This is a genomic window from Virgibacillus sp. W0430, from assembly GCF_051846935.1.
Taxonomy (GTDB): Bacteria; Bacillota; Bacilli; order Bacillales; family Amphibacillaceae; genus JBPYCR01.
The window spans coordinates 213,613-237,727 of sequence record NZ_JBPYCS010000001.1; the positions used below are offsets into that span (position 1 = coordinate 213,613).

General features: G+C 38.2%; 20 protein-coding genes and 2 other annotated features. Of the genes, 8 read left to right on the top strand and 12 right to left on the bottom strand.

Features of this window, described 5'->3' with window-relative positions; genetic code table 11:
- Positions 1 to 60: 60 nt before the first annotated feature.
- The 6 genes from trpA to trpE all read right to left on the bottom strand — a co-directional run bounded on the left by trpA (position 61) and on the right by trpE (position 5,981).
- Complete coding sequence (trpA, locus tag ACLIBH_RS01035) at positions 61 to 834, bottom strand: tryptophan synthase subunit alpha (RefSeq protein WP_439314810.1); 774 nt, start codon at positions 832 to 834, stop codon at positions 61 to 63.
- Positions 827 to 2,032, bottom strand: a complete 1,206-nt coding sequence (trpB, locus tag ACLIBH_RS01040) for a tryptophan synthase subunit beta (protein WP_439314811.1) — start codon at positions 2,030 to 2,032, stop codon at positions 827 to 829. The genes trpA and trpB overlap by 8 nt, the downstream gene beginning before the upstream one ends.
- Positions 2,033 to 2,133: 101 nt before the next feature.
- Complete coding sequence (locus tag ACLIBH_RS01045; RefSeq protein WP_439314812.1) at positions 2,134 to 2,733, bottom strand: phosphoribosylanthranilate isomerase; 600 nt, start codon at positions 2,731 to 2,733, stop codon at positions 2,134 to 2,136.
- 13 nt (positions 2,734 to 2,746) lie between these two features.
- Positions 2,747 to 3,517, bottom strand: a complete 771-nt coding sequence (gene trpC / locus ACLIBH_RS01050; RefSeq protein ID WP_439314813.1) for an indole-3-glycerol phosphate synthase TrpC — start codon at positions 3,515 to 3,517, stop codon at positions 2,747 to 2,749.
- Positions 3,517 to 4,542, bottom strand: coding sequence for an anthranilate phosphoribosyltransferase (gene trpD, locus ACLIBH_RS01055; RefSeq protein ID WP_439314814.1), 1,026 nt, complete (start codon positions 4,540 to 4,542; stop codon positions 3,517 to 3,519). The genes trpC and trpD overlap by 1 nt, the downstream gene beginning before the upstream one ends.
- A 41-nt stretch (positions 4,543 to 4,583) precedes the next feature.
- Entirely contained in the window at positions 4,584 to 5,981 is a 1,398-nt protein-coding gene (trpE, locus tag ACLIBH_RS01060; RefSeq protein ID WP_439314815.1) for an anthranilate synthase component I, read from the bottom strand.
- Positions 5,982 to 6,058: 77 nt separating this feature from the next.
- Positions 6,059 to 6,304 (bottom strand) — a binding site (T-box leader).
- Between the two features lie 67 nt (positions 6,305 to 6,371).
- Positions 6,372 to 6,617: a binding site (T-box leader), on the bottom strand.
- Between the two features lie 247 nt (positions 6,618 to 6,864).
- On the opposite strand from trpE, the gene ACLIBH_RS01065 reads away from it, so the two are divergent.
- The 3 genes from ACLIBH_RS01065 to ACLIBH_RS01075 all read left to right on the top strand — a co-directional run bounded on the left by ACLIBH_RS01065 (position 6,865) and on the right by ACLIBH_RS01075 (position 9,924).
- Complete coding sequence (locus tag ACLIBH_RS01065) at positions 6,865 to 7,548, top strand: GntR family transcriptional regulator (protein WP_439314816.1); 684 nt, start codon at positions 6,865 to 6,867, stop codon at positions 7,546 to 7,548.
- Between the two features lie 147 nt (positions 7,549 to 7,695).
- Positions 7,696 to 8,910, top strand: coding sequence for a CaiB/BaiF CoA transferase family protein (locus tag ACLIBH_RS01070; RefSeq protein WP_439314817.1), 1,215 nt, complete (start codon positions 7,696 to 7,698; stop codon positions 8,908 to 8,910).
- Between the two features lie 96 nt (positions 8,911 to 9,006).
- Complete coding sequence (locus ACLIBH_RS01075; RefSeq protein WP_439314818.1) at positions 9,007 to 9,924, top strand: hydroxymethylglutaryl-CoA lyase; 918 nt, start codon at positions 9,007 to 9,009, stop codon at positions 9,922 to 9,924.
- Between the two features lie 205 nt (positions 9,925 to 10,129).
- Here the strand turns inward: ACLIBH_RS01075 and ACLIBH_RS01080 are convergent, their stop codons facing one another.
- Positions 10,130 to 10,705: a nitroreductase family protein gene (locus ACLIBH_RS01080; RefSeq protein ID WP_439314819.1), complete on the bottom strand. Its 576-nt coding sequence runs from the start codon at positions 10,703 to 10,705 to the stop codon at positions 10,130 to 10,132.
- A 692-nt stretch (positions 10,706 to 11,397) separates the two neighbouring features.
- Here ACLIBH_RS01080 and ACLIBH_RS01085 point away from each other — a divergent pair.
- The 3 genes from ACLIBH_RS01085 to ACLIBH_RS01095 all read left to right on the top strand — a co-directional run bounded on the left by ACLIBH_RS01085 (position 11,398) and on the right by ACLIBH_RS01095 (position 13,713).
- Entirely contained in the window at positions 11,398 to 12,414 is a 1,017-nt protein-coding gene (locus ACLIBH_RS01085; protein ID WP_439314820.1) for a PTS transporter subunit IIC, read from the top strand.
- 130 nt (positions 12,415 to 12,544) lie between these two features.
- The gene (locus ACLIBH_RS01090) at positions 12,545 to 13,003 is read left to right on the top strand and encodes a nucleoside deaminase (RefSeq protein ID WP_439314821.1); all 459 of its coding nucleotides are present in this window, start codon (positions 12,545 to 12,547) and stop codon (positions 13,001 to 13,003) included.
- A gap of 257 nt (positions 13,004 to 13,260) precedes the next feature.
- Positions 13,261 to 13,713 (top strand): DUF2269 family protein, encoded by a 453-nt coding sequence (locus tag ACLIBH_RS01095; protein ID WP_439314822.1) that lies wholly within the window; start codon positions 13,261 to 13,263, stop codon positions 13,711 to 13,713.
- A 120-nt stretch (positions 13,714 to 13,833) separates the two neighbouring features.
- Here the strand turns inward: ACLIBH_RS01095 and ACLIBH_RS01100 are convergent, their stop codons facing one another.
- On the bottom strand, positions 13,834 to 14,868 hold the full coding sequence (locus tag ACLIBH_RS01100) for a D-alanyl-D-alanine carboxypeptidase family protein (RefSeq protein WP_439314823.1): 1,035 nt from the start codon (positions 14,866 to 14,868) through the stop codon (positions 13,834 to 13,836).
- A gap of 397 nt (positions 14,869 to 15,265) precedes the next feature.
- Here ACLIBH_RS01100 and ACLIBH_RS01105 point away from each other — a divergent pair, with 397 nt between their 5' ends.
- Positions 15,266 to 16,108, top strand: a complete 843-nt coding sequence (locus ACLIBH_RS01105) for a sulfurtransferase (protein WP_439314824.1) — start codon at positions 15,266 to 15,268, stop codon at positions 16,106 to 16,108.
- Positions 16,109 to 16,111: 3 nt separating this feature from the next.
- Complete coding sequence (locus tag ACLIBH_RS01110) at positions 16,112 to 16,690, top strand: DNA-3-methyladenine glycosylase I (RefSeq protein WP_439314825.1); 579 nt, start codon at positions 16,112 to 16,114, stop codon at positions 16,688 to 16,690.
- Between the two features lie 553 nt (positions 16,691 to 17,243).
- Here the strand turns inward: ACLIBH_RS01110 and ACLIBH_RS01115 are convergent.
- From ACLIBH_RS01115 to ACLIBH_RS01130, 4 genes are all read right to left on the bottom strand, one after another.
- On the bottom strand, positions 17,244 to 19,031 hold the full coding sequence (locus ACLIBH_RS01115) for a methyl-accepting chemotaxis protein (RefSeq protein WP_439314826.1): 1,788 nt from the start codon (positions 19,029 to 19,031) through the stop codon (positions 17,244 to 17,246).
- 464 nt (positions 19,032 to 19,495) lie between these two features.
- Complete coding sequence (locus tag ACLIBH_RS01120; protein WP_439314845.1) at positions 19,496 to 21,202, bottom strand: methyl-accepting chemotaxis protein; 1,707 nt, start codon at positions 21,200 to 21,202, stop codon at positions 19,496 to 19,498.
- 294 nt (positions 21,203 to 21,496) lie between these two features.
- Positions 21,497 to 23,506 carry a TRAP transporter permease gene (locus tag ACLIBH_RS01125; protein ID WP_439314827.1) on the bottom strand — a complete coding sequence of 670 codons (2,010 nt, stop codon included), beginning with the start codon at positions 23,504 to 23,506 and terminating at the stop codon, positions 21,497 to 21,499.
- A complete protein-coding gene (locus ACLIBH_RS01130; RefSeq protein WP_439314828.1) occupies positions 23,499 to 24,047 on the bottom strand; it encodes a DUF1850 domain-containing protein in 549 nt (182 codons plus the stop codon). The genes ACLIBH_RS01125 and ACLIBH_RS01130 overlap by 8 nt, the downstream gene beginning before the upstream one ends.
- Between the last annotated feature and the right edge of the window lie 68 nt (positions 24,048 to 24,115).

Consider the following 24,115-nt stretch of genomic DNA (forward strand, 5'->3'; position numbering starts at 1 on the left):
CGCATCGTTTTTATTTATTAATAAGGATTTCTCGTAATTGCATTAAAACGTATTGATCGTTTAAAGACTTAGTTTTATTAGTGACTCAATCGCCAATTTATCCGATTGATGAAACAAATCAACAATTTTACTTCCGACAATAACGCCGTCACAATTCGCGCTTAGTTGCTGAGCTTGCTCGGGTGTTGAAACACCAAAGCCAGCAAGCACAGGTACGTTGGAATACCTTTTCAAGGTTTCTAAATAGGCGTGTACACTTTCTTGATGCGTTGCGCGTGCACCAGTAGTCCCATTTACAGAGACAGCGTATAAAAAGCCTTCCGCGCGCTCAGCGATTTGCTTTAAGCGTTCTGGTGGGCTTGTTCGTGCGGCTAGTCGAATAAACGCGATTGAATGTTTTTGAAACGTAGAGGTCAAAAAGTCTTCTTCCTCTAGTGGCACATCTGGAACGATGACTCCATCAATGCCTGCATTTATACAATCAAGCGCAAACTGTTCAACCCCATAGCGGTAAATCAGATTTACATATGTCATTATAATGGTAGGTACTTCTCGTTTTTCTTTAAACTGTTCGAGTGTTTCCAAAACAGAAGCTAAGGTTGTACCAGCTTTTAATGCACGTTGGCCAGCGTCTTGTATACTTGGGCCATCCGCAACGGGGTCTGAGAATGGAATGCCAACTTCAATTGCGGCAACACCACTTGCTTGTAAAAACAACATACGATCTTCCAGTTGATCCAATCCACCGTCGCCAGCCATAATATAAGGGACGAATAAATTTTCATTCGCATCTCTTTTTACTTGGAATTTTTGTTCGATTTTCTCTTTACCCACGGTTGTTCCCCTCCAATATTGCTTTCACTTGAGCGACGTCTTTGTCGCCTCGACCAGATAAGCAGACGATAAGTGTCTCATCATTATGCATGCTTTTCGCTAGCTTAGTAGCATAAGCTACTGCATGGGAGCTTTCCAAAGCTGGAATAATCCCTTCCGTTTTGGATAACAGCTGGAACGCTTCAAGTGCTTCTTGATCGGTTATGGAAGGATAAGTGACTCGATTTGTCTCAGCTAAATAACTATGCTCAGGACCTACTCCAGGATAATCTAGTCCTGCTGAGATAGATGTAGCCTCTTGGATTTGACCATGCTCATCTTGTAAGAGCTTCGTCATCGTACCATGAAGTATTCCAGTAACCCCTGTTGTCAATGTCGCGGCATGGTTATTCGTTTCCACCCCGTAGCCGCCTGCTTCGACCCCATACAAGTTTACAGTCGTATCATCAATAAACGGATAAAACATTCCCATAGCATTGCTTCCGCCACCTACACAAGCAACTACCGCATCAGGAAGCTTTCCGGTTTGTTCTATTATTTGCTTTCTCGTTTCTTGCCCAATGATCGATTGAAAGTCTCGGACAATTTTTGGAAATGGGTGTGGGCCTACGACAGAGCCTAAAATATAATGGGTATCCTCTACATGACTAACCCAATAACGCAACGCTTCATTCACAGCATCCTTTAACGTTGCACTTCCTTGTGGAACGCGTTCTACTCGAGCTCCGAGCAATTCCATACGAAAAACGTTTAGTTCCTGTCTTTTGGCATCGACTGCCCCCATAAATACAACACATTCCAAACCGAGCAATGCACAAACGGTTGCCGTTGCAACGCCATGCTGACCTGCGCCGGTTTCTGCAACAATTTTTTTCTTACCCATCCGAAGAGCAAGCAATGCTTGGCCAATCGTGTTATTTATTTTATGAGCGCCAGTATGATTTAAATCTTCACGCTTTAAATAAATTTGAGGACCATCAAGAGCTTTAGATAAATTTTCTGCATAATAAAGAGGTGTTTCTCTGCCAATGTATTGCTTCAAATAGTGATTCAGCTCGTTGCGGAATTCTTGATCAGAAATAGCCGCTTCATAAGCTTGCTCCAATTCGAATAGTGCTGGCATTAGTAATTCAGGAACAAATCTCCCTCCGTAATTACCGTAGCGACCATTTTCATTAGGCATTTCATAGGCTGTCATTTTATTCCATCCTTTCGATACTTTCGTATATTCATCTATTAAAGTAATGCTCATTCCTTCCGTTGCAAACAGGTGAGGGAATCGTATTTAAAACATGTAACCTACGTTTTTGCTTTTTGGATAAAAGTTTTTATTTTCAAATTATCCTTTATACCATTTGTTTCTACGCCGCTGGATACATCTACCCCAACTGGTTGAGCGACTGTAATAGCTTGTCGTACGTTTTCTGTAGTTAATCCACCTGCTAGCAACAGTTTATTAGGATCGACGGAAAGCTTCGTTATTTTCTCCCATGCGAATGCTTCGCCACTTCCTCCGCGATATTTCTGTGCGGGACTGTCAATTAAGTAATAGTCACATGGAAAATCGGATATGTTTTCACACATTGCTTGGTCGATCGTATAAGCTTTAATTATTCGATAGGGCAGAGCAGCTGCGAAGTCGGCTGTTTCATCTCCGTGCAGCTGAATAAAGTCGAGCTCGACGGTTTCGGCTATTGCTCGTATTGTTTCTGCACGTTCATTTACAAAAACTCCGACTTTCTTAATAGGAGAAGGGAGAGCGTGCGCAATCTCTGCAGCTTTGAATGCAGAGATTCTTCGTTTGCTTGGTGCAAATACGAATCCGATAAAATCAGCACCTGCTTCGATCGCTGTACATGCTGCTTCTACTGTTTGAATTCCGCAAATTTTAACGAGCATCGTATCCCTCTTTTCAGCGTAATGGAATTTGTAATTGTGTAAATGTCTCTTTTACGTCTTCTGCACGCATAAGTGTTTCACCAACTAATATTGCCTTTGCACCCGCATTTTCAACGCGTAAAACATCTCCCCGCGTTTGAATACCGCTTTCGCTAATTATGACCGTGTTTGGATCGGTAACCATAGAAGCAAGTGCATCAGTCGTTTCTAAATCAACGTTAAACGTTTTTAAATCTCTATTATTTATACCAATAATGGATGCCTCAAGCTGGAGTGCCCGCTCCATTTCAGACTCATTATGAACTTCTACAAGTATTTCAAGACCGGAATTTAATGCATATTGATAAAGCGTAGTTAAATCTTCTTGATCGAGAGCGGCAACGATTAATAAAATAATGTTCGCACCAGCAGCTTTTGCTTGATCAATTTGTATCTTATCGATGATAAAATCTTTGCACAAGATAGGAATGTCAACTGCATGTCGTACTGCTATTAAATCGTCCATCGTTCCATGGAAAAACGGTTTGTCTGTTAAAACAGAAATAGCACTTGCACCACAAGCTTCATACTGCTTCGCTTGCTGTACTGGATCGACGTTCATATGAATATTCCCTTTAGAAGGGGAGGCACGTTTTATTTCTGCAATAATACTGATTTGTGTAGCTCCCTTTATTTGTTCATGCAGCGTTGGTACGTTTTTATGAGCAGAAGATGAAAAAGTTTGATTCTGCAATATCTCTATTTCTTTTTTCTTTTCTTTTAAGATTTTATCTAATATTGACATTAGATCGCCTCGCTTTTCATTTGTTTACTATAATTTATTAATTTTTCTAAACGCTCTCGAGCAGCACCTGAAGTGATACTCTCTCTTGCTAATTGTACACCTTTTTTAATAGTTGAAGCTTTTCCGTTCGCAAATAACCCAAGACCAGCGTTTAAAAGGACAGTATCCATGTATGGCCCCGGCTTCCCATCGAGTACGTCTCGGAGTATTTGTGCGTTTTCCTTTGCATCGCCACCACGAATTTCATCATTTGTATACGTAGGTAAATTAAGTTCTTCAGCATATAAAGTGAATGGCGTTATTTCTCCATTGGCAAGTAATGCAAGATGATTTTCTCCAGCAAGTGATGCTTCGTCCATGGATCCTGCACCATTGACAACAATTGCTCGTTTTCTTCCTAATTTATTAAGCGCATCTGCCATCATATAAACTAAGTCCCGACGATAGACCCCGAGGAGTTGCGTTTGTAATTCAACGGGATTTGTAAGCGGGCCAATTACATTGAAAATTGTAGGAAAGCCAAGCTCTTTACGAATTTTCATGAAATGTTTAAGCTTTGCATGAACAAACGGAGCAAACAAAAAAGTAATGTTATTTTCATAAAGTATTTCCTCTGCCTGCTCTTTAGAGAAGGAAAGAGATACACCTAAATGCTCCAACACGTCTGCACTTCCTGTCTTACTAGAAATACTTCTGTTTCCGTGTTTTGCTACTTTTAATCCGGCTCCAGCAAGAACGAATGCCGTAGTTGTACTTATATTAAAGCTATTGGAACGATCGCCTCCTGTTCCGCAATTATCCATTACATTGTGTAAAGCATTTGAGTGAAGGGGGGAATGAGATCGAATGACTTCTACAATTCCTGTAATCTCATCCGCCGTTTCTCCTTTTGCTCGCAATGCTGTTAATAAAGCGGCAATCTCAGAATCTGTAATTGTGTCCGTAAAACATAGGTTAGTAGCATCCTTCATTTCATCTATTGTTAAACTTTCTCGATTGACTAGCTTTTCTAAATATCTTTGCATAACAGCTCCTCCTTTAAGCTATCAGTAATCATTTCGTATGCCTACGAAATGGTACGGCCATTTTCCATAAGGGACCTTGCTTTATTCATCGTTTCCATATACTCATTTTCCGGGATGGAATCTAAAACAATTCCAGCACCTGCCTGTAAATAGGCCGTCTGCTCTTTAATAACGAGAGATCGAATCGCTAACGCAATATTTAAGTCATGATTGAATGTCATATAACCAATGCCTCCACCGTAAAAGCCGCGCATTTTATCTTCTAGCTCATTAATAATTTGCATTGCTCGAGTTTTCGGTGAACCAGATACTGTACCTGCAGGCAAGCAGGAAATTAGTGCATCTATACTTGAATAGTCGGATTGTAACGTTCCATGTACTTCGGATACGATGTGCATGACATGCTCATATTTTTCAATATTCATATATATTGGCACGTGGATGGTCGTTGGCTCACATGTTTGACGAAGCTCTTCTTTGCTTAAATCGACAAGCATTTCATGCTCGGAAAGCTCCTTATTATCAGTAAGCAAGTCATCCATTAACTGTTGATCCTCGGCTTTTGTTTTTCCACGTCTTCTCGTACCAGCGATTGGATTCGTAACAACATGTCTTCCATTCGTCTGGATGAGTGTTTCTGGAGAAGCACCGATAATTAAATAATCGGAAAAATCGATATAGAACATATATGGTGACGGGTTTGCTGTACGCAGTTTACGATAAAAAGAAAATGGGTCGTCATCTAAACGAGCTTGCATACGTTGGGATAGTACAATTTGTTCGGCTTCACCATTTTTAATATATTGCTGTGCTGCTTCGACCTTATCCATAAATGCTGCTTTAGATATGTTCGGTTGGAACTCGATAGGTCGTGAATCTGGCTCGGGAATGTTTATATTTTGCTCGAGCATATTTTTTAATGATAGTATTCTTTCGTCTAATACCGCTTCAGGTTGGTGATCCACATTCATCGCAATTATATGTGCTGTTTCATTCGCATGCTCATATACAATAATGTTTTTATAAATCATAAGGTGAACATCTGGCATATTTAAATCGTCTTCCAATCTGTCCCCAATCTGTTGAGCATAACGAATGACATCATAGCCAATATATCCTATAGCTCCTCCGGTAAATGGAAGAGGGAGCTCAATATCGAGCTTTGGAAGGTTGTCTTTCACATAATCCATCACGTGCTGATTCACTTCTTTTTTCGAACCATCCTCATGGTTAATAACGAATGTTTTATTTTCAATACCAATAATTTCCTCATATGGATTGCAGCCAATATATGAATATTTCCCCTTTTTTTCGTGCTGTACCGAACTTTCAAGTAAAAACTTTCTTTCTCCGGTCAGTCGTTTAAAAATCCCTACAGGTGTTAAAATATCGGCATGCTTCTTTTCGAGTTTATACGGAATGGGGTAAGTCGTTGTCATTTAAATTCCTCCCTTATTAATTTACGTGCATGAAATAAAATAAAAAAATCGCCCTCTGCAAGCATACATTTATACTTACAGAGGGCGATTCACTTCGCGGTGCCACCTCAATTGAAAAGATATTATCTCTTCATCTCATTTCAGATACAGGAATCCATCCAATATCCTATCCATATAACGGCGGAACACCCGTATTTTCCTACTATTGTTCAGAAAATCTCTTGTAAGGCCATTCGGCTTTCATTCACATGCCGGCATCTCACCTTTTACCGACTCTCTGAATTGCTTCAAGAAAGCTTACTCCTCTTACGCAACAATTTATTTATATATAGTATATCGTTTTTATATTCATTCCTATTATTTTTCTAAATTAAAAAAATCCTTCCATCCGAAAAGGACGAGGATCTCGCGGTACCACCTTTATTAGCTCATAATAGCTCACTTTGGTAAACAAAAAACGGTTGCTTTTTGTTCGTCTTTTTATAACGAATAAGACTGTAATCGCCAAAGCCTACTACAAAAGGTTCGGTTTGGAAGCTCAGAAGTCCATTCATCTATATGCCACGCCAGTTTGCACCATCCACTGGCTCTCTTGTAGAGGTTATACAGATTACTACTCTTCATCATCGCTGTACGTATTTGAATGTATAAATAATGTTAAAGGATGTTTTATTCGATGTCAAGTAGATTTTTATATGCGCTTGCGTCACGTATGTATGCGCGATAAGCATAATCGTGATAAAACACTTTTTTGTATCGATTATTCTATTTTTTAATATAGAGCTCATACAATACGAAGCACTTTAGATAAAAATTGTATTTACTAAAATTAACGTATAAAATAAAATGGGAAAAGGAAAGCGTGCGAAATGGAGGGATAGAGATGGAGCTCGTTCGACATCAGCCATTATATGAACAGGTTTATGAAAAACTAAAACAGAGCATTTTAACTGGAACGTTTAAATTTGGCGAAAAAATTAACGAAGTGCATATCGCCAATCAATTAAATATTAGTCGGGGACCAGTGAGAGAGTCCATTCGTAAACTGGAACAGGAAGGTTTACTCGTACGAGATCGTAAAAATCAATTGTTTGTCTATAAACCGAGTGTGGATGATCTCATTTATATCTATCAGTGCCGGCAAGCATTGGAATCTCTTGCAGTAGAGCTTGCTGTGGAACATTTAACAGACGAAAAACTAAAAGAATTAGGTTCTATTATTGAAGCGTCTAACCTAATCTCGAATGAGCAAGTCCCAACTGAACGAACGACGGCTGAGTTTATGCGTTTAAGCAGCGACTTTCACAGAGCAATTATCAATCAGAGTGGAAATCCAAGATTAAAAGCACAATTGGATGAATTAAAAAGTTTAACTCATTTATATCGGGCATATAATATCCAAAACCAAGAGAGAAGGCAGTTTGCTCATATGGAGCATGAGGCAATCTATCAAGCGTTATGTACTAAAGACGGAAACAAAGCAAAGCACTTAATGGAAGAACATATAAAGCATGATCGACACCATTTAACAACGCACTTTAAAAGGCTCTTTAAAGCGGATGCATAACCGATTGCTTGAAAGGATAGATTCATTACGGTAAAATCAGAAAAGTAAAAGGCATTTTATTTTAATGTTTACTGTTAACAGTTAACAATAAAGCGCTAAAAGCTATAAACCGATTATATTTTCATATTATAAAAGTAGGGTGATCTTATGTTTAATAAAGAAATGACGAAGGAGCTATTGTCAGGACTGCGTGTGTTAGAGTTAGGAACATTAATTGCTGGTCCATTTGCAGGTAGAATTTTTGCCGATTTTGGCGCAGAGGTCATTAAAGTAGAAACGCCGAAAGCAGGCGATCCAATAAGAAAATGGCGTCATATGCATGACGATACGTCACTTTGGTGGTACGTACAAGCTCGGAATAAAAAAAGCATTACGTTAGATTTAAAAAGTAATAGAGGACAAGAACTTGTAAAAGAACTCGTGAAAACGACCGATGTTATTATTGAAAATTTCCGACCAGGAAAATTGGAAGAATGGGGAATTGGTTATGAGGATTTAAAGCAAATTAACCCGCGACTTATTATGGTACGTATTTCAGGATATGGACAAGACGGTCCTTACAGCAAGAAGCCAGGATTCGGCAGTATTGGAGAAGCAATCGGTGGATTGCGTTATTTAACAGGGTATCCAGATCGCCCGCCAACCCGTGTCGGCGTAAGTATAGGTGATTCTGTATCTTCTTTATACGGTGTAATGAGTGCATTAATGGCAATATATCATCGGGATGTAGTCGGTACGAATCAAGGGCAATACGTAGATGTAGCGCTGTATGAATCGGTATTCAGTTTAATGGAAAGCTTGCTTCCGGAATATGATTATGACAATCATATAAGAGAAAGAACGGGGAGCATGCTTCCAGGAATTGCGCCATCAAACACATATGTATGTAAAGATGGGAAATATATCGTTATCGGCGGTAATGGCGATAGTATTTTTAAGAGGCTTATGAAAGCAATAGGGAAAGAGGAAATAGGGACAAGTGCTGAATTTGCTTCAAATGATTTACGAGCAAAGCAGAGTGAATTTCTAGATCAAATTATTGAAGCATGGACGCAAACGAAAACATTGCAAGAAGCTGTAAAAATTTTGGATGCATACGATGTACCAGCGGGCCCAATATACAACATTGAAGATATTGTAAATGACCCACATTACGCTGCTCGAGACATGATTCAAGAGGTGGATGTCGATCGACTTGGAAAATTAAAAATGCCTGGTATTGTTCCAAAGTTCTCCAAAAGTCCTGGAGAAATAAAATGGGCCGGCCCAAAGCTTGGAGAGCATAATGAAGAAGTGTATAAAGAAATCCTCGGCTTATCTGAGAAAGCATTACAGCAATTAAAGGATGATCAAATTATTTAAACGTATTATGTATTGGAATATATGAGGTAATGTAAAAGAAACAATAATAATCGGCGGAAAATTATGCCGAAACAAAATATATGAGGAGATTTACGAATGAACAGAAAGCTACATATCCAAGAAGTAGTTACACGGGATGGTTTTCAAATCGAGCCAATTTTTATACCAACGGCTGAAAAAGTAAAGTTAATAAATGCATTAAGTCAAACCGGTGTGCGTAAAATTGAAGTAACTTCATTTGTATCTCCTAAAGCAGTGCCACAGCTAAAGGATGCAGCAACTGTTTTTGAAAATATAGAAAGAAACGAACACGTAACATATACTGCACTTGTTCCGAATGTAAAAGGCGCAATTCGAGCGATAGAAGCGGGGGCAGATGAAATCAATCTCGTTATGTCGGTTAGTGAATCACATAATATCAAAAATGTGCAAAAAACGACGGAGCAATCTCTTCATGAATTTAAAGAAATTTTAAAGATGACAAAAGGGACGAATATAGTAGTAAATGGATCGTTAGCAACGAGTTTTGGCTGTCCATTTGAAGGTGAAATCCCGGAGCAAAGATTATTTCATTTTCTACAAACATACGTCGAGGAATTAGAATTGGACAGTGTGACGTTTGCTGATACGACAGGAATGGCACATCCAAGACAAGTGGAAAACCGAATGAAAAAAGCAGTAGAAATGTACCCAACCTTACCGATAACAGTACATTTTCATAATACACGGGGGATGGGGCTAGCGAATGTAATAGCTGCAATTAATGCAGGAATTACGCGCTTCGATGCTGCACTAGGTGGATTGGGAGGGTGTCCATTTGCGCCTGGAGCAACGGGTAACATTTGTACGGAGGACCTAGTCCATATGCTAGATGCAATCGGTTATGAAACGGCAGTAGATGTAGACAAGCTCATTGCTCTCTCTAAACAGTTGCCGAAGTTAATAGGCAAAGACGTGCCTGGACAAGTAGTAAAAGCAGGGAAAATAACGGATCTGCATCCAATGGATGAATAATTGTAGACAAAAAAAGTGAGAAAGCAAAAAAATTTCCGAGTACCCCTGTAGGGGATCGGAAATTTTTTTGAATCGACGTAATTTATTTTTTACAGTGATATATTTTCTTGAAATGAAAAGTACGATCGTATTCGTTCGTACTTTTTATATGCTGTTTACGGTAGAAGTCTACCTTCTGGTAGCATAATTGCCTAGAAACGGATGCTTATGCTTTAAAAGTTGTAAACTTTTCCACAACGGAGATTCGGTCTTTTTTAGCTGGCTGTTCCTCAAAGTATCCTAAATGAATAAAGCCGATAATTTTTTCGTTGTCTGGAATATGTAAGATTTCTTTTACTTTAGGGTCATAAATATGTGGATTCGTCTTCCAAACGACTCCAAGTTTTTTCTCCCATGCAAGCAACCAAAAGTTTTGTAGCATACAAGCGGTTGCGCCAAAGTTTTCATCCCATTGCTTTTCCATTTCTGGCGCTTCCATTGTTACGACAAGAATTGCATTCGGTTCATTTAAGTAATTTTCTCGATTTTGTTGGAGGTCTGCTGAATACGTTTGAGCGACTTTTTTGGCGAAAGCTGGCAATTGGTCTTGCCCAACAAAAATGAATCGCCACGGCTGCCTGTTTCCATGTGTAGGAGCCCATATTGCATCTTCCAGCAATTCTTTTACAACTTCTTCTGTTACTTCTTTATTTAAATACCCCTTTTTTACTGCCCGGCGGTCGCGAATTATTTGTTTTAAAGTTGAATATTCTTGTTTCACCTTAATCCCCCTCAGAATCATTTATTCTAGTTAATTAATAACGGTTCTCATCAAACAAATTATAGCCGATTTATACCGTTTAATCAAACAAGCTTCTTAACTGGATTGCGTCACGTATTTGTGGGTGTTATTTTAAGAAGCTAAAAAACCTCTCTTTGTATTCGTTAATTTTAGTATTGATTCCTACCGACCGCAGTAGATATACACTACGCTTTCCGTGCCCGCGGAAAGCATCCACCAGCAGTGAAAATCAACGGTGTTATTCATGTGTATATCGTTCGAAGTAAAATTGATCACATATTATCTAGTTAGATTCGTGCATCTGTTCCCCCACAAACATTTTACTCATACTCTTAACTGTACTTTATTCTTAAAATACACCCGTCATATACTTGCATTTCTAAATAGAACTGCGTAATAATAGGGACACATCTTTTATTTTCATACATGTGAAAACATTCACAATAAGCAACCAATTGCTTAAAACAAATAAGGTGACTTTTACACAGTAATCCATGTGAGGTGAACATAGACATGAGTGCTATTTTCGAGCGAGGCCACTGAATCCATACTGCGAAAAGTGTCCAACTGTAATACAAGGGATGCTTAGTAATTTAAGTTTTTAAGAAATAGATACGTGTGCAAATGAAAAAGTAGCAGAAGTACTTGATGAAAAATAACGGCCACACTTTTATATACGAGGGGGAATAGGGATGAAGAAGTTTTTACGGAAAAAAGGGATTAACGTTTCATGGAACGCATATATTGTCACTGCGTTAAGTTATATGGCTTTAGGGTTGTTTTCTTCATTAATTATAGGACTTATTATTAAGACAGCAGGCGAGCAGTTAAATATTGAGTTTTTAATAGAAATAGGTTCGTTTGCAATGGATAAAAAAATTATGGGTGGAGCAATTGGTGTAGCAATTGCTTACGGGCTAAAAGCACCGCCTCTTGTATTGTTTTCCGCTTTATTCGCTGGAGCTTTTGGAGCGGAGTTAGGCGGCCCTGCAGGAAGCTATGTTTCTGCAGTAGTAGCTGTAGAGTTTGGGAAGCTTGTATATCAAGTTACGCGTTTAGATATTATTGTTACACCATTTATAACAATATTGGGAGGGTTTTTAGCCGGAACGTTTGTCGGTCCACCCATTCATACTTTTATGATTTGGTTTGGGGAGATGATTAATTGGTCGACGGAGCAGCAGCCGATTATTATGGGGATGTTAGTTGCATTGTTTATGGGGTGGGCGTTGACAGCACCAATATCAAGCGTAGCGATTGCAATAATGCTTTCTTTGGACGGTTTAGCTGCTGGCGCTGCTGCAATAGGCTGTTCAGCACAGATGATTGGATTTGCTGTTTCAAGCTATCGCGATAATGGAATTGGTGGATTCTTAGCACAAGGAATTGGAACGTCTATGCTTCAAGTTGCTAATATTATAAAAAAACCAATTATAATCGTTCCACCAACGATTGCTGGTGTTTGCCTTGCACCGATTGGAACAGCTTGGCTTGGGATGACAAATAATACGGCAGGTGCAGGTATGGGGACGAGTGGCTTTGTCGGACAGATTATGACGTTTGAATCGATGGGATTTACAATGCATGTGTTTTGGGCGGTACTCCTATTGCACATCGTTGCACCAGCTGTAATTAGTTTAGCTTTTTCCGAGTGGTTTAGAAAAAAAGGATGGATTAACCGGGGCGATATGAAAATTACGTATGAATAAATCTAATTGAAGATATCCACTCTTGTACGAACAGATCGATTTATTTGTACGGTATGACTAAAATGGAAAAAATAGCACATCTGTACTATTATTAGCAGTAAGATACTATTTCATTTAGGGGGCACTGTTTATGGATAAATTTATGCGTCGTGCAGTTGAAATTTCAGCAAATAATGTTCGAGAGGGCGGGGAGCCTTTTGGAGCTGTTTTAGTAAAAGACGGAGAAATAGTTGCAGAAGGTGTAAATGAACTACATAAAAAGTTTGATGTAAGCGGTCATGCCGAAATGGTAGCTATTCGAAAAGCACAAGAAAAGCTACAAACCCATGATTTATCAGAATTTACGATGTATGCGAGCGGGGAGCCATGTCCAATGTGTCTCACAACGATGTATATGTCTGGAATGAAGCATGCGTACTACTGTGCTTCAATTGAAGATACTGCTGCAGCTGGACTAGGTGCCTCAAAAATAATTTATGCGGACTTGGCAAAACCGAGAGAGGAACGTTCTTTAAAAATGGAACATATGCCTTTAGAAAAAGGGCAAGAAGACCCGATGGCATTATACGTAGAGAAAAAGCAGGCTTAATTAGCGTAGTTATAAGTTAAATTGTTGTGTTCATTTTGACAAATACCTTCACTAGCTAAAGCAATTGTTTTATTATTTTTAGTGTATACTTGAATAGCAATTGGAAATTTTTACCTCTTTTTTGAAACTCTAATTTGTAAGTGAGGAATATACCAGATCATTGTCAAGATATTGTTAATAAATAAGGACTTCAATGGAAAATGATGTGATACGCTAAGGATATGTATGTAACATAGCGACAGCTTGGGGGAAGGTAAATGTCATTTTACGATTTTCTAGTGCTTGTCCATGTAATTGCTGCGATTGTAGGCGTAGGACCAGGCTTTATTCTTACATTAATAGTAAAAAAACCACAAACGATGTCTGAATTAAAGCATGCGTATATTATTCGAAGTCGCGTTCATTTACTTGTCATGACAGGCGGAATTCTAGTGTTTATAACGGGAATATGGATGGGCTTCCTCCACGTATACCTTTTTACACAGGCATGGTATATTATTAGTATTCTTTTGTTTTTAGCTGTTTTGGCTGCAGGTCCTTGCCTATTAGCTCCACGTTCGAAACCGATAAAGAAGATATTAATAGAGCAAGATTCAGAAGAAATCCCGGCGACGTACGATAAATTGTCACGTAATTTATTTTTTTACGAACGAATAACGAATGTTTTTCTATTCGCTATTATTGTACTAATGGTTGTTAAGCCTTTTTAGCAACAAACAACGCGAAATAATTCTTTAGAAAAAATTAAATATAGTTCGTACGAAAAGCCCCACTATTTTCACGCAGCTTCTGTAAAAAATAGTAGGGCTTTTGTATAGAGTTAAAATTTATTAATTTATGTCTAAATATTCTTCTAATGTTATACTTTTTTCCATTATTTCTGTCGCAGCCTTTTTACCGACATAGCGCAAGTGCCATGGTTCATATTGATATTGTGTAATTGTTTCTTTTCCTTCTGGGTAACGAATAATATAGCCAAATTCACTTGCATGTTTTACGAGCCATTGGCCTTCCTTTGTGTCTCCAAAAGCTATAGTCAGCTGAAACTTAACTTCAGGAGACGTAACATCCATCGATAACCCGCTTTGATGCTCACTCTGTCCAGGCTTTGCACTAAAAGTATTGGCCGACTTCTCGCCATGCTTTTGTACATTCGATGTAAATATTGTTTCTTGTCTTTCATAAGAACGATAACCCGATTGTGCAAACAAATTCAAACCGGCCTTATCTGCAGCTGCAAAAAGTTGTTCCAAAGCATCGGCAGCTACTCGCCTTAATTGTTTTTTAGGTACGTCCTCTGTAAAAGGGAAACGAACATTAGGGATAACTAAGTCGGACGGAATATAATCGTGTGGGAGCGCGTACTTTTTATTAATTACAGCTAATATTTCATATGGGTTTTCTATAACGGCTGTTAATTCATTTGGATGCTCTGGTGGGGCAAGTCCTAAACCAGCTTCTACAATATCGTTATTTTCTAAAACCTCTTTTAACCCGTTCTTTGTCTTATCATCGTAAATTCCAGTTACGAATAGTGATTCCTGTTGGAGCTGAAAGTCCGTTATTGCCCAAGTTGTCTGTTTGTCAAATCGTGCAGTCACTTCAACGTTATATCCTACTTTTTTTAGTGCCTTTTGCAATGCCTCTACAGACTCACCTGCATCCCCCTTTTGCAAATAAATATCGGGAAATGAAGCAGTCGCTTCGGTTTGAATTGAGGAGCTTGTATCTGAACTCGTATGCTCTGTTTCATTTGTGGCGTTTTTTTCTGTTGAATCTGTAGAATCGTTATTTATAGTAGTGCAAGCAGGTAATATGAGGAGCAGTGAAAATATGAAAAAAATTATATTTTGTTTATTAAGCATGTTAAAATCCTCCGTCTGTTTCCCTTTATTAAAAAGGGGGTCTTGGCAAGTGTAAAACTATTTGCATTAGAGTGTGTGTACTATGTCAGATCGTATAATTCCTATGTATTTTCTCATAGTTTAACGATAAAAAGCAATACCACTTATGAAACTTGAAGGTTGTCCACAAAAAGCGAATGTAGCATATGGGCAAGATAAGTAAGTTGTATTATTTCAAAATAAAGGGACTTAAAATAAATAGCTTAGTTCACTCACAAAGCTTTACAGATACTTACTTTTAAACGCATTTAAATAATAGGACTAAGGCAGATTGTGCTAAGGGACATGGAGATTGGTTTATTATTTAAATCTGATATAAAATAAAAGTAATCAATTATATGTAAAGAGGTGGATTTGTATGTCTTATGTTGTAACAGCAAATTGGTTAAAGAAACGCATGAAAGAAAAGGAAAGCGATATCGTTGTCTTGGATGTACGGTTTAATATGGCGAATCCTGATGAAGGGGCGTTCGCTTATAAAGAGAGTCATATTCCAGGTGCATTTTATCTTCATATTGATCATGATTTATCAGGAAAGGTAGAAGCGCATGGAGGGAATCACCCGTTGCCAGATTTAGAAACGTTGGCACAAAAACTCGGAGCAATTGGTATCGATGAACAAACGCCAGTTGTTATATATGATAATGGTGGCGATATGTTTGCTGCTCGTGCGTGGTGGCTTCTTCATTACATGGGGCATGACGATGTTTCAATCTTAGAAGAAGGCTGGAAAGGTTGGCTAGCAGCAGGAAATGAAGGTACAGATGTAATCCCTGAACGCCAGGCAAAAACCTTTCAAATACAGATTCGCAAAGATGCCGTTGTACATATGGAAACCGTACGAGAAAAGATGAAGAATAAAGCGGCCTTGTTACTGGACTCCCGATCCAAAGATCGGTACCTTGGTAAAACAGAACCGATGTATTCAAAAGCTGGACATATTCCTGGAGCAAAAAACTTTTTTTGGAAAGAGGTTTTACATTCAGACGGAACGTGGAAAAGCAGCGACCAGCTCGAAAAGCACTTTGCTCAACTGCCAAAGGATGAAGAAATCATCGTTTCATGTGGCTCCGGTATTTCTGCTTGTCCAAATATTATTGGATTGAAAATGGCTGGCTTTAAAAATGTAAAATTGTATCCAGGAAGTTTTAGCGATTGGATTTCCTATGAAGAAAACAGTGTAGAAACGAAAGAAGAATAAATTATGTCTGTCCAAAGATGTATGTGGGTCACAAACGACCCGCTTTACATTACATATCATGATGAAGAGTGGGGCACAGTTCGTCCAGCGTCGTATGATGATCGCTATTTATTTGAAATGCTCTCGTTGGAAGGAGCACAGGCAGGGTTAAGCTGGATTACAATTTTAAAACGCAGAGAAGCGTACCGAGAAGCATTTGATCGGTTTGATCCGAGGATCATTCGGACATACACGTCCGAAAAAATCGAAAAGCTAATGAATAATGCTGGAATTATTCGTAATAGGAAAAAGATCGAATCCGTTGTTAGTAATGCACAGGTGTTTTTACGTACACAAGAGGAGTTTGGTAGTTTTTCAAATTATATATGGACGTTTGTAGAGGGGAAGCCGGTTGTTAATCATTGGAAAAGTGCGAGTGAGGTTCCAGCTTCTACAGACTTATCAGAAAGGGTAAGTAAGGATTTGAAAAAAAGAGGCTTTTCCTTTGTCGGACCGATCATATGCTATTCATTTATGCAAGCAATTGGAATGGTTAATGATCATACAATGGATTGTTTTCTTTATAAAGGCTCTAACGTATAGAAGTTCCTTTAGATGAACTACGCACTAAAGTTCCACAGGCCCCAAATGGTGTATAAGAAAAACAGCGATGGCAAAAATGAATTCTGGTATGGATATAAAGGCCATTTAGCCGTCGAAACACCAACACGTCTGTGTGGAATCCGGATCCACGCAGACTCCTGCTGGAAAAGCAACAGCCGAAAATCCATTTTAAAAGTCTTGGTAAAAACTTTTAAAGTTAGTTGAGGCGTTGCCTGTGGAAAGCGGAGTGGATCCGGATGGAACACTGCAGACACCAATCTCGCTTTAAATTTTTAAGTGGATTTTAAAATTCCGTTCTTTTGCGATTTTTTAAAAATTATGAATTGACTCATCTAATGAAAATGTGGCTTGAACGTAGAAGTGTTGAGTAATGAGAGCTTTGTCGCGCGAACAGGCTTTACAGATCAACGAAAAATGGTTTCGGTTATCAAGATCGGATAACCGAAACCATTTAATTATTTTATATCCATTTTGTTCCGTCCGTTCGTCCATGTTGTTACGCGACTAGTATTCGATGAATTAGTATATTTATTTATAAGCGGAATACCCGAATTTCTTCATTTAACTGCTCCGCTAGCTTTGCTAACTCATCCGCACTATTGGAAACCTCATCCATCGAACTGGATGTTTGCTGAGACGAAGCGGCAGATTGCTCTACACCAGCAGCTGCTTCTTCTGAAACAGAAGCAATTTCCTCTATTAAGCTGTTCATTTCATTACTATTATTAGAAATGTCCTTTAAATTAGTAGAAATTCCTCTGATTTTGCTCGCCATTTCAGAAATAGAATTATTTATCGTTTCAAAGCTATGTCCCGTTTTTTCAATTTGGTTTGTACCTTCTTTTACTTCCGTATAGCCTTCATTTAGTGAATTGACAACGTGATTCGTTTCTGTTTGGATCCGTGTAACGATTTCGGTAATTTCTGATACCGAGGAAGCAACTTGTTCTGCCAGCTTTCTAACCTCGTGAGCAACGACGGCAAAGCCTTGGCCGTGCTCACCTGCACGAGCTGCTTCTATCGCTGCGTTTAACGATAATAAGTTTGTTTGATCAGCAATATCTTTAATAACAGATACGAGATTTGAAATTTGTGCGGATTGTTTGTCTAAACCTTGTACTTTATTTACTGCATCCGATACAATTTCGTCAATTTTATTCATTTGTTGGACAGATTGCTTCATTAGATGCGTACCATCGGCTGTTAATTGCAATACATTATCTGAGGTGGAAGCGACTTCTTGGCCATTTCTTTCTGACGTTTGTACAGCCTGTACAAAATCATTCATTTTCTCAGATAGATCAGAAGCACTGTTCGCCTGTGTTTCTGCTCCTGAAGAAAGCTCCTCCATTGTAGTTGCAATTTGTTCGCTGCCCTCTTTTACTTCATTAGCGGATTGAGTCAATTCTTCGCTTCTCGATGATACGGATTCGGAAGCATCGGTTACTTTTAATAAAATGTTGCGGATGTTATCTTTCATAACGTTTATCGATTGGGCTAGCTGGCCAATTTCATCTTTTCCTTCATAATTCATCGATGCTACGGATAAATTACCGTCAGCCACTTCAGTAGTGACATTTACGACCTTTTTCAAGTTTGAAGAAACGCCTCTACTAATAAGAAGCATTACAATAATTCCTAAAACAATAGCAACAGCATTTGAAATTATTAATACTAGAACACTATTGCTTATACTCACATTTGCGCTTTTTACGGATTCTCCTTGTTCATTGTTTACGACATCAATTAATTCATTTACTAATGTTACTGTTGATGTTTTTAGCGCGCTAATTTGAATTTGGTTGAGCACGAGCTCCGAGTCGTTTTGTTCGTTAATGGAATGAACCATCTTATTTAAGAAGATGTTATTAATTTCTTCATTATTTTCTTTAATTCTAGTAAAAAGTGTTTTGTTTCTGCTTTCTGTAAAAGTCGGCTCTAGCTTAAGTATTAGTTCTCCAAGCTCTGCGCCATTGTCTTTAAAGTTTTGAATATGGTTATTGTCCCTTGTAATTAAAAAGTTCGCTACATTCGAGTCCTTTTTTTGAATTATTAAGGCTACTTGAGCCATATCAATTGTTTGTTTACTCTTTTCATCAATAAAGTGTATGTCTTGTTCAGCTGTAGAAAGCTGCAAAAACACAATTGTACCTGCTGCAATAAATAAAATGGCCGAAAGTAAAAAAGCAATGATGTATTTGCGACCAATTGGAATGTTTCTCCAACTAATAAAGCGCAAGGATTTCAAACGATTGTTGCGTTTTCCTTGCTTACCTCCTACAGCTTTTGTATGCTTTAACTTTTTTTTCTTTTTCTTCATATGTATCCCCACCTATTACCATTTTGTAACGTAGTTTATTTACTACGAAGCGCTCTTTGCTGAAACGACGAAAAGATCGGCCCTCGAAAAATAGGGCTGAATAGAAAATCGTATTGTGTACTTGACCAGCTTTTATAAATTAGTAGAAACATGCTCTTGTATTATATCGGTCACGTATAAAAAGTATTAAGCCTTTCGTATGATTATTTTATAAGTAATAGCTGTTCAATTGAATCTTATGAAATTACACTTACAGTTAGAGGATTGGAGAGAATCGAGATGAGGGAATAGGTTTCCAAACACAACCTTGGATAAGTGGATATATTTCTGGCAGCCTATTTTAAATCAAATGCACATTTTTAAAATTTAATAGTAATACGTTCATCTTCACCAAAAAAGTGATGGTATAAAAGATACCACCACTTTTGCCAAAGATAACAGCCACTATTACAATAGGACAGTATTTAAAGTGTAAAGACTTTTATTTCGTCATTTAAATGTTCTGCAAGCTTAGACAAATTACGAGCACCGCTAGAGACTTCGTCCATTGAGCTGGAGGTTTGCTGGATGGATGCAGCGGCTTCTTCTACTCCAGCAGCAGCTTCTTCTGAAACAGAGGCAACGTCCTCAATTAAACTGTTCATAATATTGCTGTTTTCTGCAACCTCTTTGAGATTCTTAGATATTGCAACATTTTTCTTTACCATATCGGTTATCGACTTATGTATTAGTTGAAAGCTTTTACCAGTTGTTTCAATTTGGCTTGTTCCTGTTTGCACGGCTTTATAGCCAGTGTTCAATGATTCCACGACATCATCTGTCTCTGTTTGTATAGTTGTAACGATTGTTGTAATTTCTGTCACTGAATTGGCTACCTGCTCTGCTAATTTCTTTACTTCGTTTGCTACTATACTAAATCCTTTTCCATGTTCTCCGGCACGTGCAGCTTCAATTGCCGCATTTAACGATAGTAAATTTGTTTGATCGGCAATATCCTTTATAACAAGAACGAGCTTTGATATTTTTTCTGATTGCTCATCAAGCCCTTGAACCTTTTTGACAGCTTCTGCAACAATTTTATCTATTTGACTCATTTGATTAACGGATTGTGTCATTAATGTACTTCCGTCCGATGTAAGTTTTAGAACATGGTCAGACGATGCAACTATATTTTCACCGCTCTTTTCCGATTCGTAAACTTTTTCTACAAACTTATTCATATTCTCTGACAGATCAGCTGCACGATTTGCTTGTGTTTCCGCACCTGCCGATAATTCTTCCATTGTTGTAGAGGCCTGTATTCCACCTTCATTTACCTCATGTGCAGACTGCGTTAAATCTTCACTATGTGCTGAAACGGCTTGGGATGCATCTCTTACTTTTAATAAAATATGTCGTATATTCGCTTTCATCGTATTCATTGCTTCGGCTAATTGACCTATTTCATCTTTGCCGTTATATTCCATAGATTCTACAGCAACATTTCCTTCGGCCACTTCTCTCGTAATCGATACGACCTTCGTTAAATTGCTAGCAATATTTCTGCTGATGAAAAATATAAATAGAGCACCAAGTCCGATCGCTACAAGGTTTGCAATAATTAGTACTAGAGTGCTATTGGATAAGCTGGTTTTAGCATTATTAACGGCATTTGTCTGCTCTAGCTCTATACTTTCAATTAGTTGGTCTGATAATTCAATAGTAGATTGTCGTAAGGAACTGGATACACTACGAATCGCGGTTGCTTTATAAACACGATCGGAAAAAACAGCATCAATAATTTCATCGTGAAACATTACGTCAATTTTTTCGTTGTTTTCGTTTATTTCTGAAAACATGTCTTTTTGCTCAGTTGTTCGCATTGAAGGTTCCATTTTCTTTACTAAGTCAGCAAATAGTTCGCTTAACCGATTATACTCTGTTATGTACCTTCGTTCCCCGCTAATAATAAAATCAGCAATCTGCATATCTTTTGCTTGGACAATTTTAGCAAGAGTGTTTACATCTCCTGATCGCAAGCTTTCCTCTTCAATCGCGTCAATATCTTTATCTGCGATATCTAATTGGACGTATACGATCATGCCAGCGATAAAAAATAAAAATGCTGCAAAAATAAATAAAAATAAGTATTTTTGAGATATTTTTATGTTTTTCCAAGATAACTGTCTCATTATCAACTGACTGCCCCCTCTACGAGTTGCGATGTATAAAAAAAGTTTTTAACTTGTATTTTTTAAGCAATATCGCATGATTATTATAAAAATTAAAGACAAAGGATATCTTTAAGATTGAATCAAATATGTAGACGGATAATTACTATATTGTAAACCATCCTTTTCCATAAAATATCCACGTTACAAACACTTTACGCATCCATATCCTTCGTACTGCTACAAAAGAACTAAGTAATAAGAAATCAAAAAGGAAGTACCCTCTCAATGAGGTATAAGGATACTTCCTGTAATTTAACCGCTAGTCTTTGTTAACATCCTTTTTTTGTGTGCCCTGTTACTCATAAGTTGAATAACGAGCATAATAGCAAAGACAACAAAGCCAATTATATCGGAGTAGCCACCAGGATAAATTAATAGTAAGCCAGCGGCTAATGATATAATTCGTTCAAGCCAATGAAGCTTCCGATACCAAAAACCTATCATACCGGCTCCGATGGAGATCATTCCTGCTATTGCAGTTATTAAAATTAGCGTAATTTCCATTGGCGTAGTATCGATCATTAATAATTCTGGCTGCAATACAAACATATATGGAATAATAAACGCTGCAATCGCAAGCCTTGATGCATTGGCACCTGTACGGATTGGGTCTCCTTTTGATATTCCCGTTGCGGCAAACGCAGCCAAAGCTACCGGCGGGGTAATATCGGCTACAATCCCGAAATAAAAAACAAACATATGTCCCGCTAATATTGGAATTGCGACTGGTAGCGTGTCGTTTAGTGCGATAATCGCGGGCAAAGCAATTGTTGATGTAATGATGTAATTAGCAGTAGTCGGTGAACCCATTCCTAATATAATCGATGTAATCATCGTAAAAATTAGCGTAAGAATTAACTGTGTTTGTACCGACGATGTAATCGAACCCGCTATATTTACAAGACTGTTCCCCATCTTGAGACCGAGTCCTGTTTTTGTAACAACTCCGACAATTATTCCAGCACAAGCAGTAGCAGCCGCTACTCCAAGTGCTGTACGAGCTCCAGCGGTTAAAGCATCAACAAATTTTCTTGGTGTCATGCGTGTTTCTTTCAATACTAAACTGACGACAACTGTTGCAAGAATTCCAAGCAAAGCGGTTCGTTCAATACTAAAACCTTTAAATAAAAGCCAAACAATAACGAGAATAGGAAGCAACAAATGGATCTTTTTTAGAATTTCTTTTTTGTTCGGTATTTGATCGTCCGGGAGACCGAGTAACCCCATTCGTTTTGCTTCTAAATGAGTCATAATCCATATACCAGAAAAGTACAGGATAGCTGGAATAAGTGCTGCTTTTGCAATATCCCAATAAGGCACTCCAGCAAATTCAATCATTAAAAATGCTGCAGCTCCCATAATAGGTGGCATGATTTGTCCACCAGTAGAAGATGCCGCCTCTACTGCTCCTGCAAAATTTCGACGATAGCCAAGTCGGCGCATCATTGGGATTGTATACGACCCAGTCGTAACCGTATTAGCTACTGAACTTCCGGAAATTGTACCTTGCAATGCACTGGAGAAAATAGCAACCTTTGCAGGTCCACCAGTACGTTTTCCCGCAATCGAAATCGCTAGATCGTTAAAGTAATCTCCAACTCCAGTTTTTACAAGAAACGCTCCAAATAGTAAAAACAGAAAAATATATGTTGAGGAAACTTGCAAAGGAGTACCGAGTATTCCTTCCGTTGTAAAAAACATCGAGTCAATTAGTTGAGCTAAGCTTAGCCCACGGTGGGCAAACAAGCCTGGCATATGCGGACCAAACAGAGCGTATATGAGAAATAGACTTGCAATAATAGTTATCGGGAGGCCGACAGCTCTTCTTGAAGCTTCAAGTACAAGGAGGATGGCAATCCCACCGATGAGCATTTGTGTATTGTCAATCCCACCAATTTGCTGGACAACTGTTTCATAAAAGACGGGCCAGTATCCACATACAATGATGGAAAGAGCAATTAGTATCATGTCATACCAGGCTACTTTTGATTTGCTCCTTTTTTTCGTTGCAGGAAACAGTAAAAAAATTAGTACAAGCGCAAAGCCTAAGTGAACGGTTCGCTGAATGTAAGCAGTATATTGTCCGAATGCTCCCGTATATAACTGAAATAAGGAAAATGCCACAAGTGTGAAAAATACAACTTGTGCAGCAACTCCAGTCAGATTTCTAGTATTCGACTCCGCGTCATACTTTTGCAACAATTCTTCCTGCTGTTCCTCGGTTAATTCTTGTTCTTTGCGGTCGTGTTGTGACTCACTCACGAATAGTCACTCCTTTCCAAAACTTCCAAAGCGATATTTTTTCTACTTTAACTGTAAACCATGCGCCCGGCTCGAAATAATCGTTAAAAAACACTTTTTTTTCTTTTTTCGCATGATCCCAAACAAGTCGGTGCTTTGACACTGTTTTCCCATTTCTAATTTTCATAGCTGGAAATACAGTGTTTATATTTTGTATATGATACTTTCCGTCCTCATATACAAATGTTTCTCCTGCATTTGCATTACTTGGCATGCCAATTCCAAAATGCTCATAAATAATTTCATATTGTTTAATGGAATAGTCGTTTTGTATCATATATCTTTCTTCCACATCGGTTAAATGAATCGAATGGGTAAAAATAATATCAAATGTATCACCAGGCTTTATCGGCAGGTGAGCGGCGATTTCGGATGAGTGTTGCTTGTAAAAAATTAAGGTTGTCTTTGTTGGTATAATGAATACAATTACAATTCCGAGTACGAGAAGGATACTACTAAAAACGAAAATTGTTTTTTTATTAAATATTTTATAAGTACGCATAAAAGAATTACCTGCACTTTTGTCGTAAGTTATTCGGTCTTTAGTTATTCTTCATTTATTAGAAGGAA

Bases quoted from the DNA above. Each gene is read 5' to 3' on its own strand.
- trpB (WP_439314811.1), bottom strand. From the start codon at position 2,032: ATGACAGCCTATGAAATGCCTAATGAAAATGGTCGCTACGGTAATTAC.
- ACLIBH_RS01045 (WP_439314812.1), bottom strand. From the start codon at position 2,733: ATGCTCGTTAAAATTTGCGGAATTCAAACAGTAGAAGCAGCATGTACA.
- trpC (WP_439314813.1), bottom strand. From the start codon at position 3,517: ATGTCAATATTAGATAAAATCTTAAAAGAAAAGAAAAAAGAAATAGAG.
- trpD (WP_439314814.1), bottom strand. From the start codon at position 4,542: ATGCAAAGATATTTAGAAAAGCTAGTCAATCGAGAAAGTTTAACAATA.
- trpE (WP_439314815.1), bottom strand. From the start codon at position 5,981: ATGACAACGACTTACCCCATTCCGTATAAACTCGAAAAGAAGCATGCC.
- ACLIBH_RS01065 (WP_439314816.1), top strand. From the start codon at position 6,865: ATGGAGCTCGTTCGACATCAGCCATTATATGAACAGGTTTATGAAAAA.
- ACLIBH_RS01070 (WP_439314817.1), top strand. From the start codon at position 7,696: ATGTTTAATAAAGAAATGACGAAGGAGCTATTGTCAGGACTGCGTGTG.
- ACLIBH_RS01075 (WP_439314818.1), top strand. From the start codon at position 9,007: ATGAACAGAAAGCTACATATCCAAGAAGTAGTTACACGGGATGGTTTT.
- ACLIBH_RS01080 (WP_439314819.1), bottom strand. From the start codon at position 10,705: ATGATTCTGAGGGGGATTAAGGTGAAACAAGAATATTCAACTTTAAAA.
- ACLIBH_RS01085 (WP_439314820.1), top strand. From the start codon at position 11,398: ATGAAGAAGTTTTTACGGAAAAAAGGGATTAACGTTTCATGGAACGCA.
- ACLIBH_RS01090 (WP_439314821.1), top strand. From the start codon at position 12,545: ATGGATAAATTTATGCGTCGTGCAGTTGAAATTTCAGCAAATAATGTT.
- ACLIBH_RS01095 (WP_439314822.1), top strand. From the start codon at position 13,261: ATGTCATTTTACGATTTTCTAGTGCTTGTCCATGTAATTGCTGCGATT.
- ACLIBH_RS01100 (WP_439314823.1), bottom strand. From the start codon at position 14,868: ATGCTTAATAAACAAAATATAATTTTTTTCATATTTTCACTGCTCCTC.
- ACLIBH_RS01105 (WP_439314824.1), top strand. From the start codon at position 15,266: ATGTCTTATGTTGTAACAGCAAATTGGTTAAAGAAACGCATGAAAGAA.
- ACLIBH_RS01110 (WP_439314825.1), top strand. From the start codon at position 16,112: ATGTCTGTCCAAAGATGTATGTGGGTCACAAACGACCCGCTTTACATT.
- ACLIBH_RS01115 (WP_439314826.1), bottom strand. From the start codon at position 19,031: ATGAAGAAAAAGAAAAAAAAGTTAAAGCATACAAAAGCTGTAGGAGGT.
- ACLIBH_RS01120 (WP_439314845.1), bottom strand. From the start codon at position 21,202: ATGAGACAGTTATCTTGGAAAAACATAAAAATATCTCAAAAATACTTA.
- ACLIBH_RS01130 (WP_439314828.1), bottom strand. From the start codon at position 24,047: ATGCGTACTTATAAAATATTTAATAAAAAAACAATTTTCGTTTTTAGT.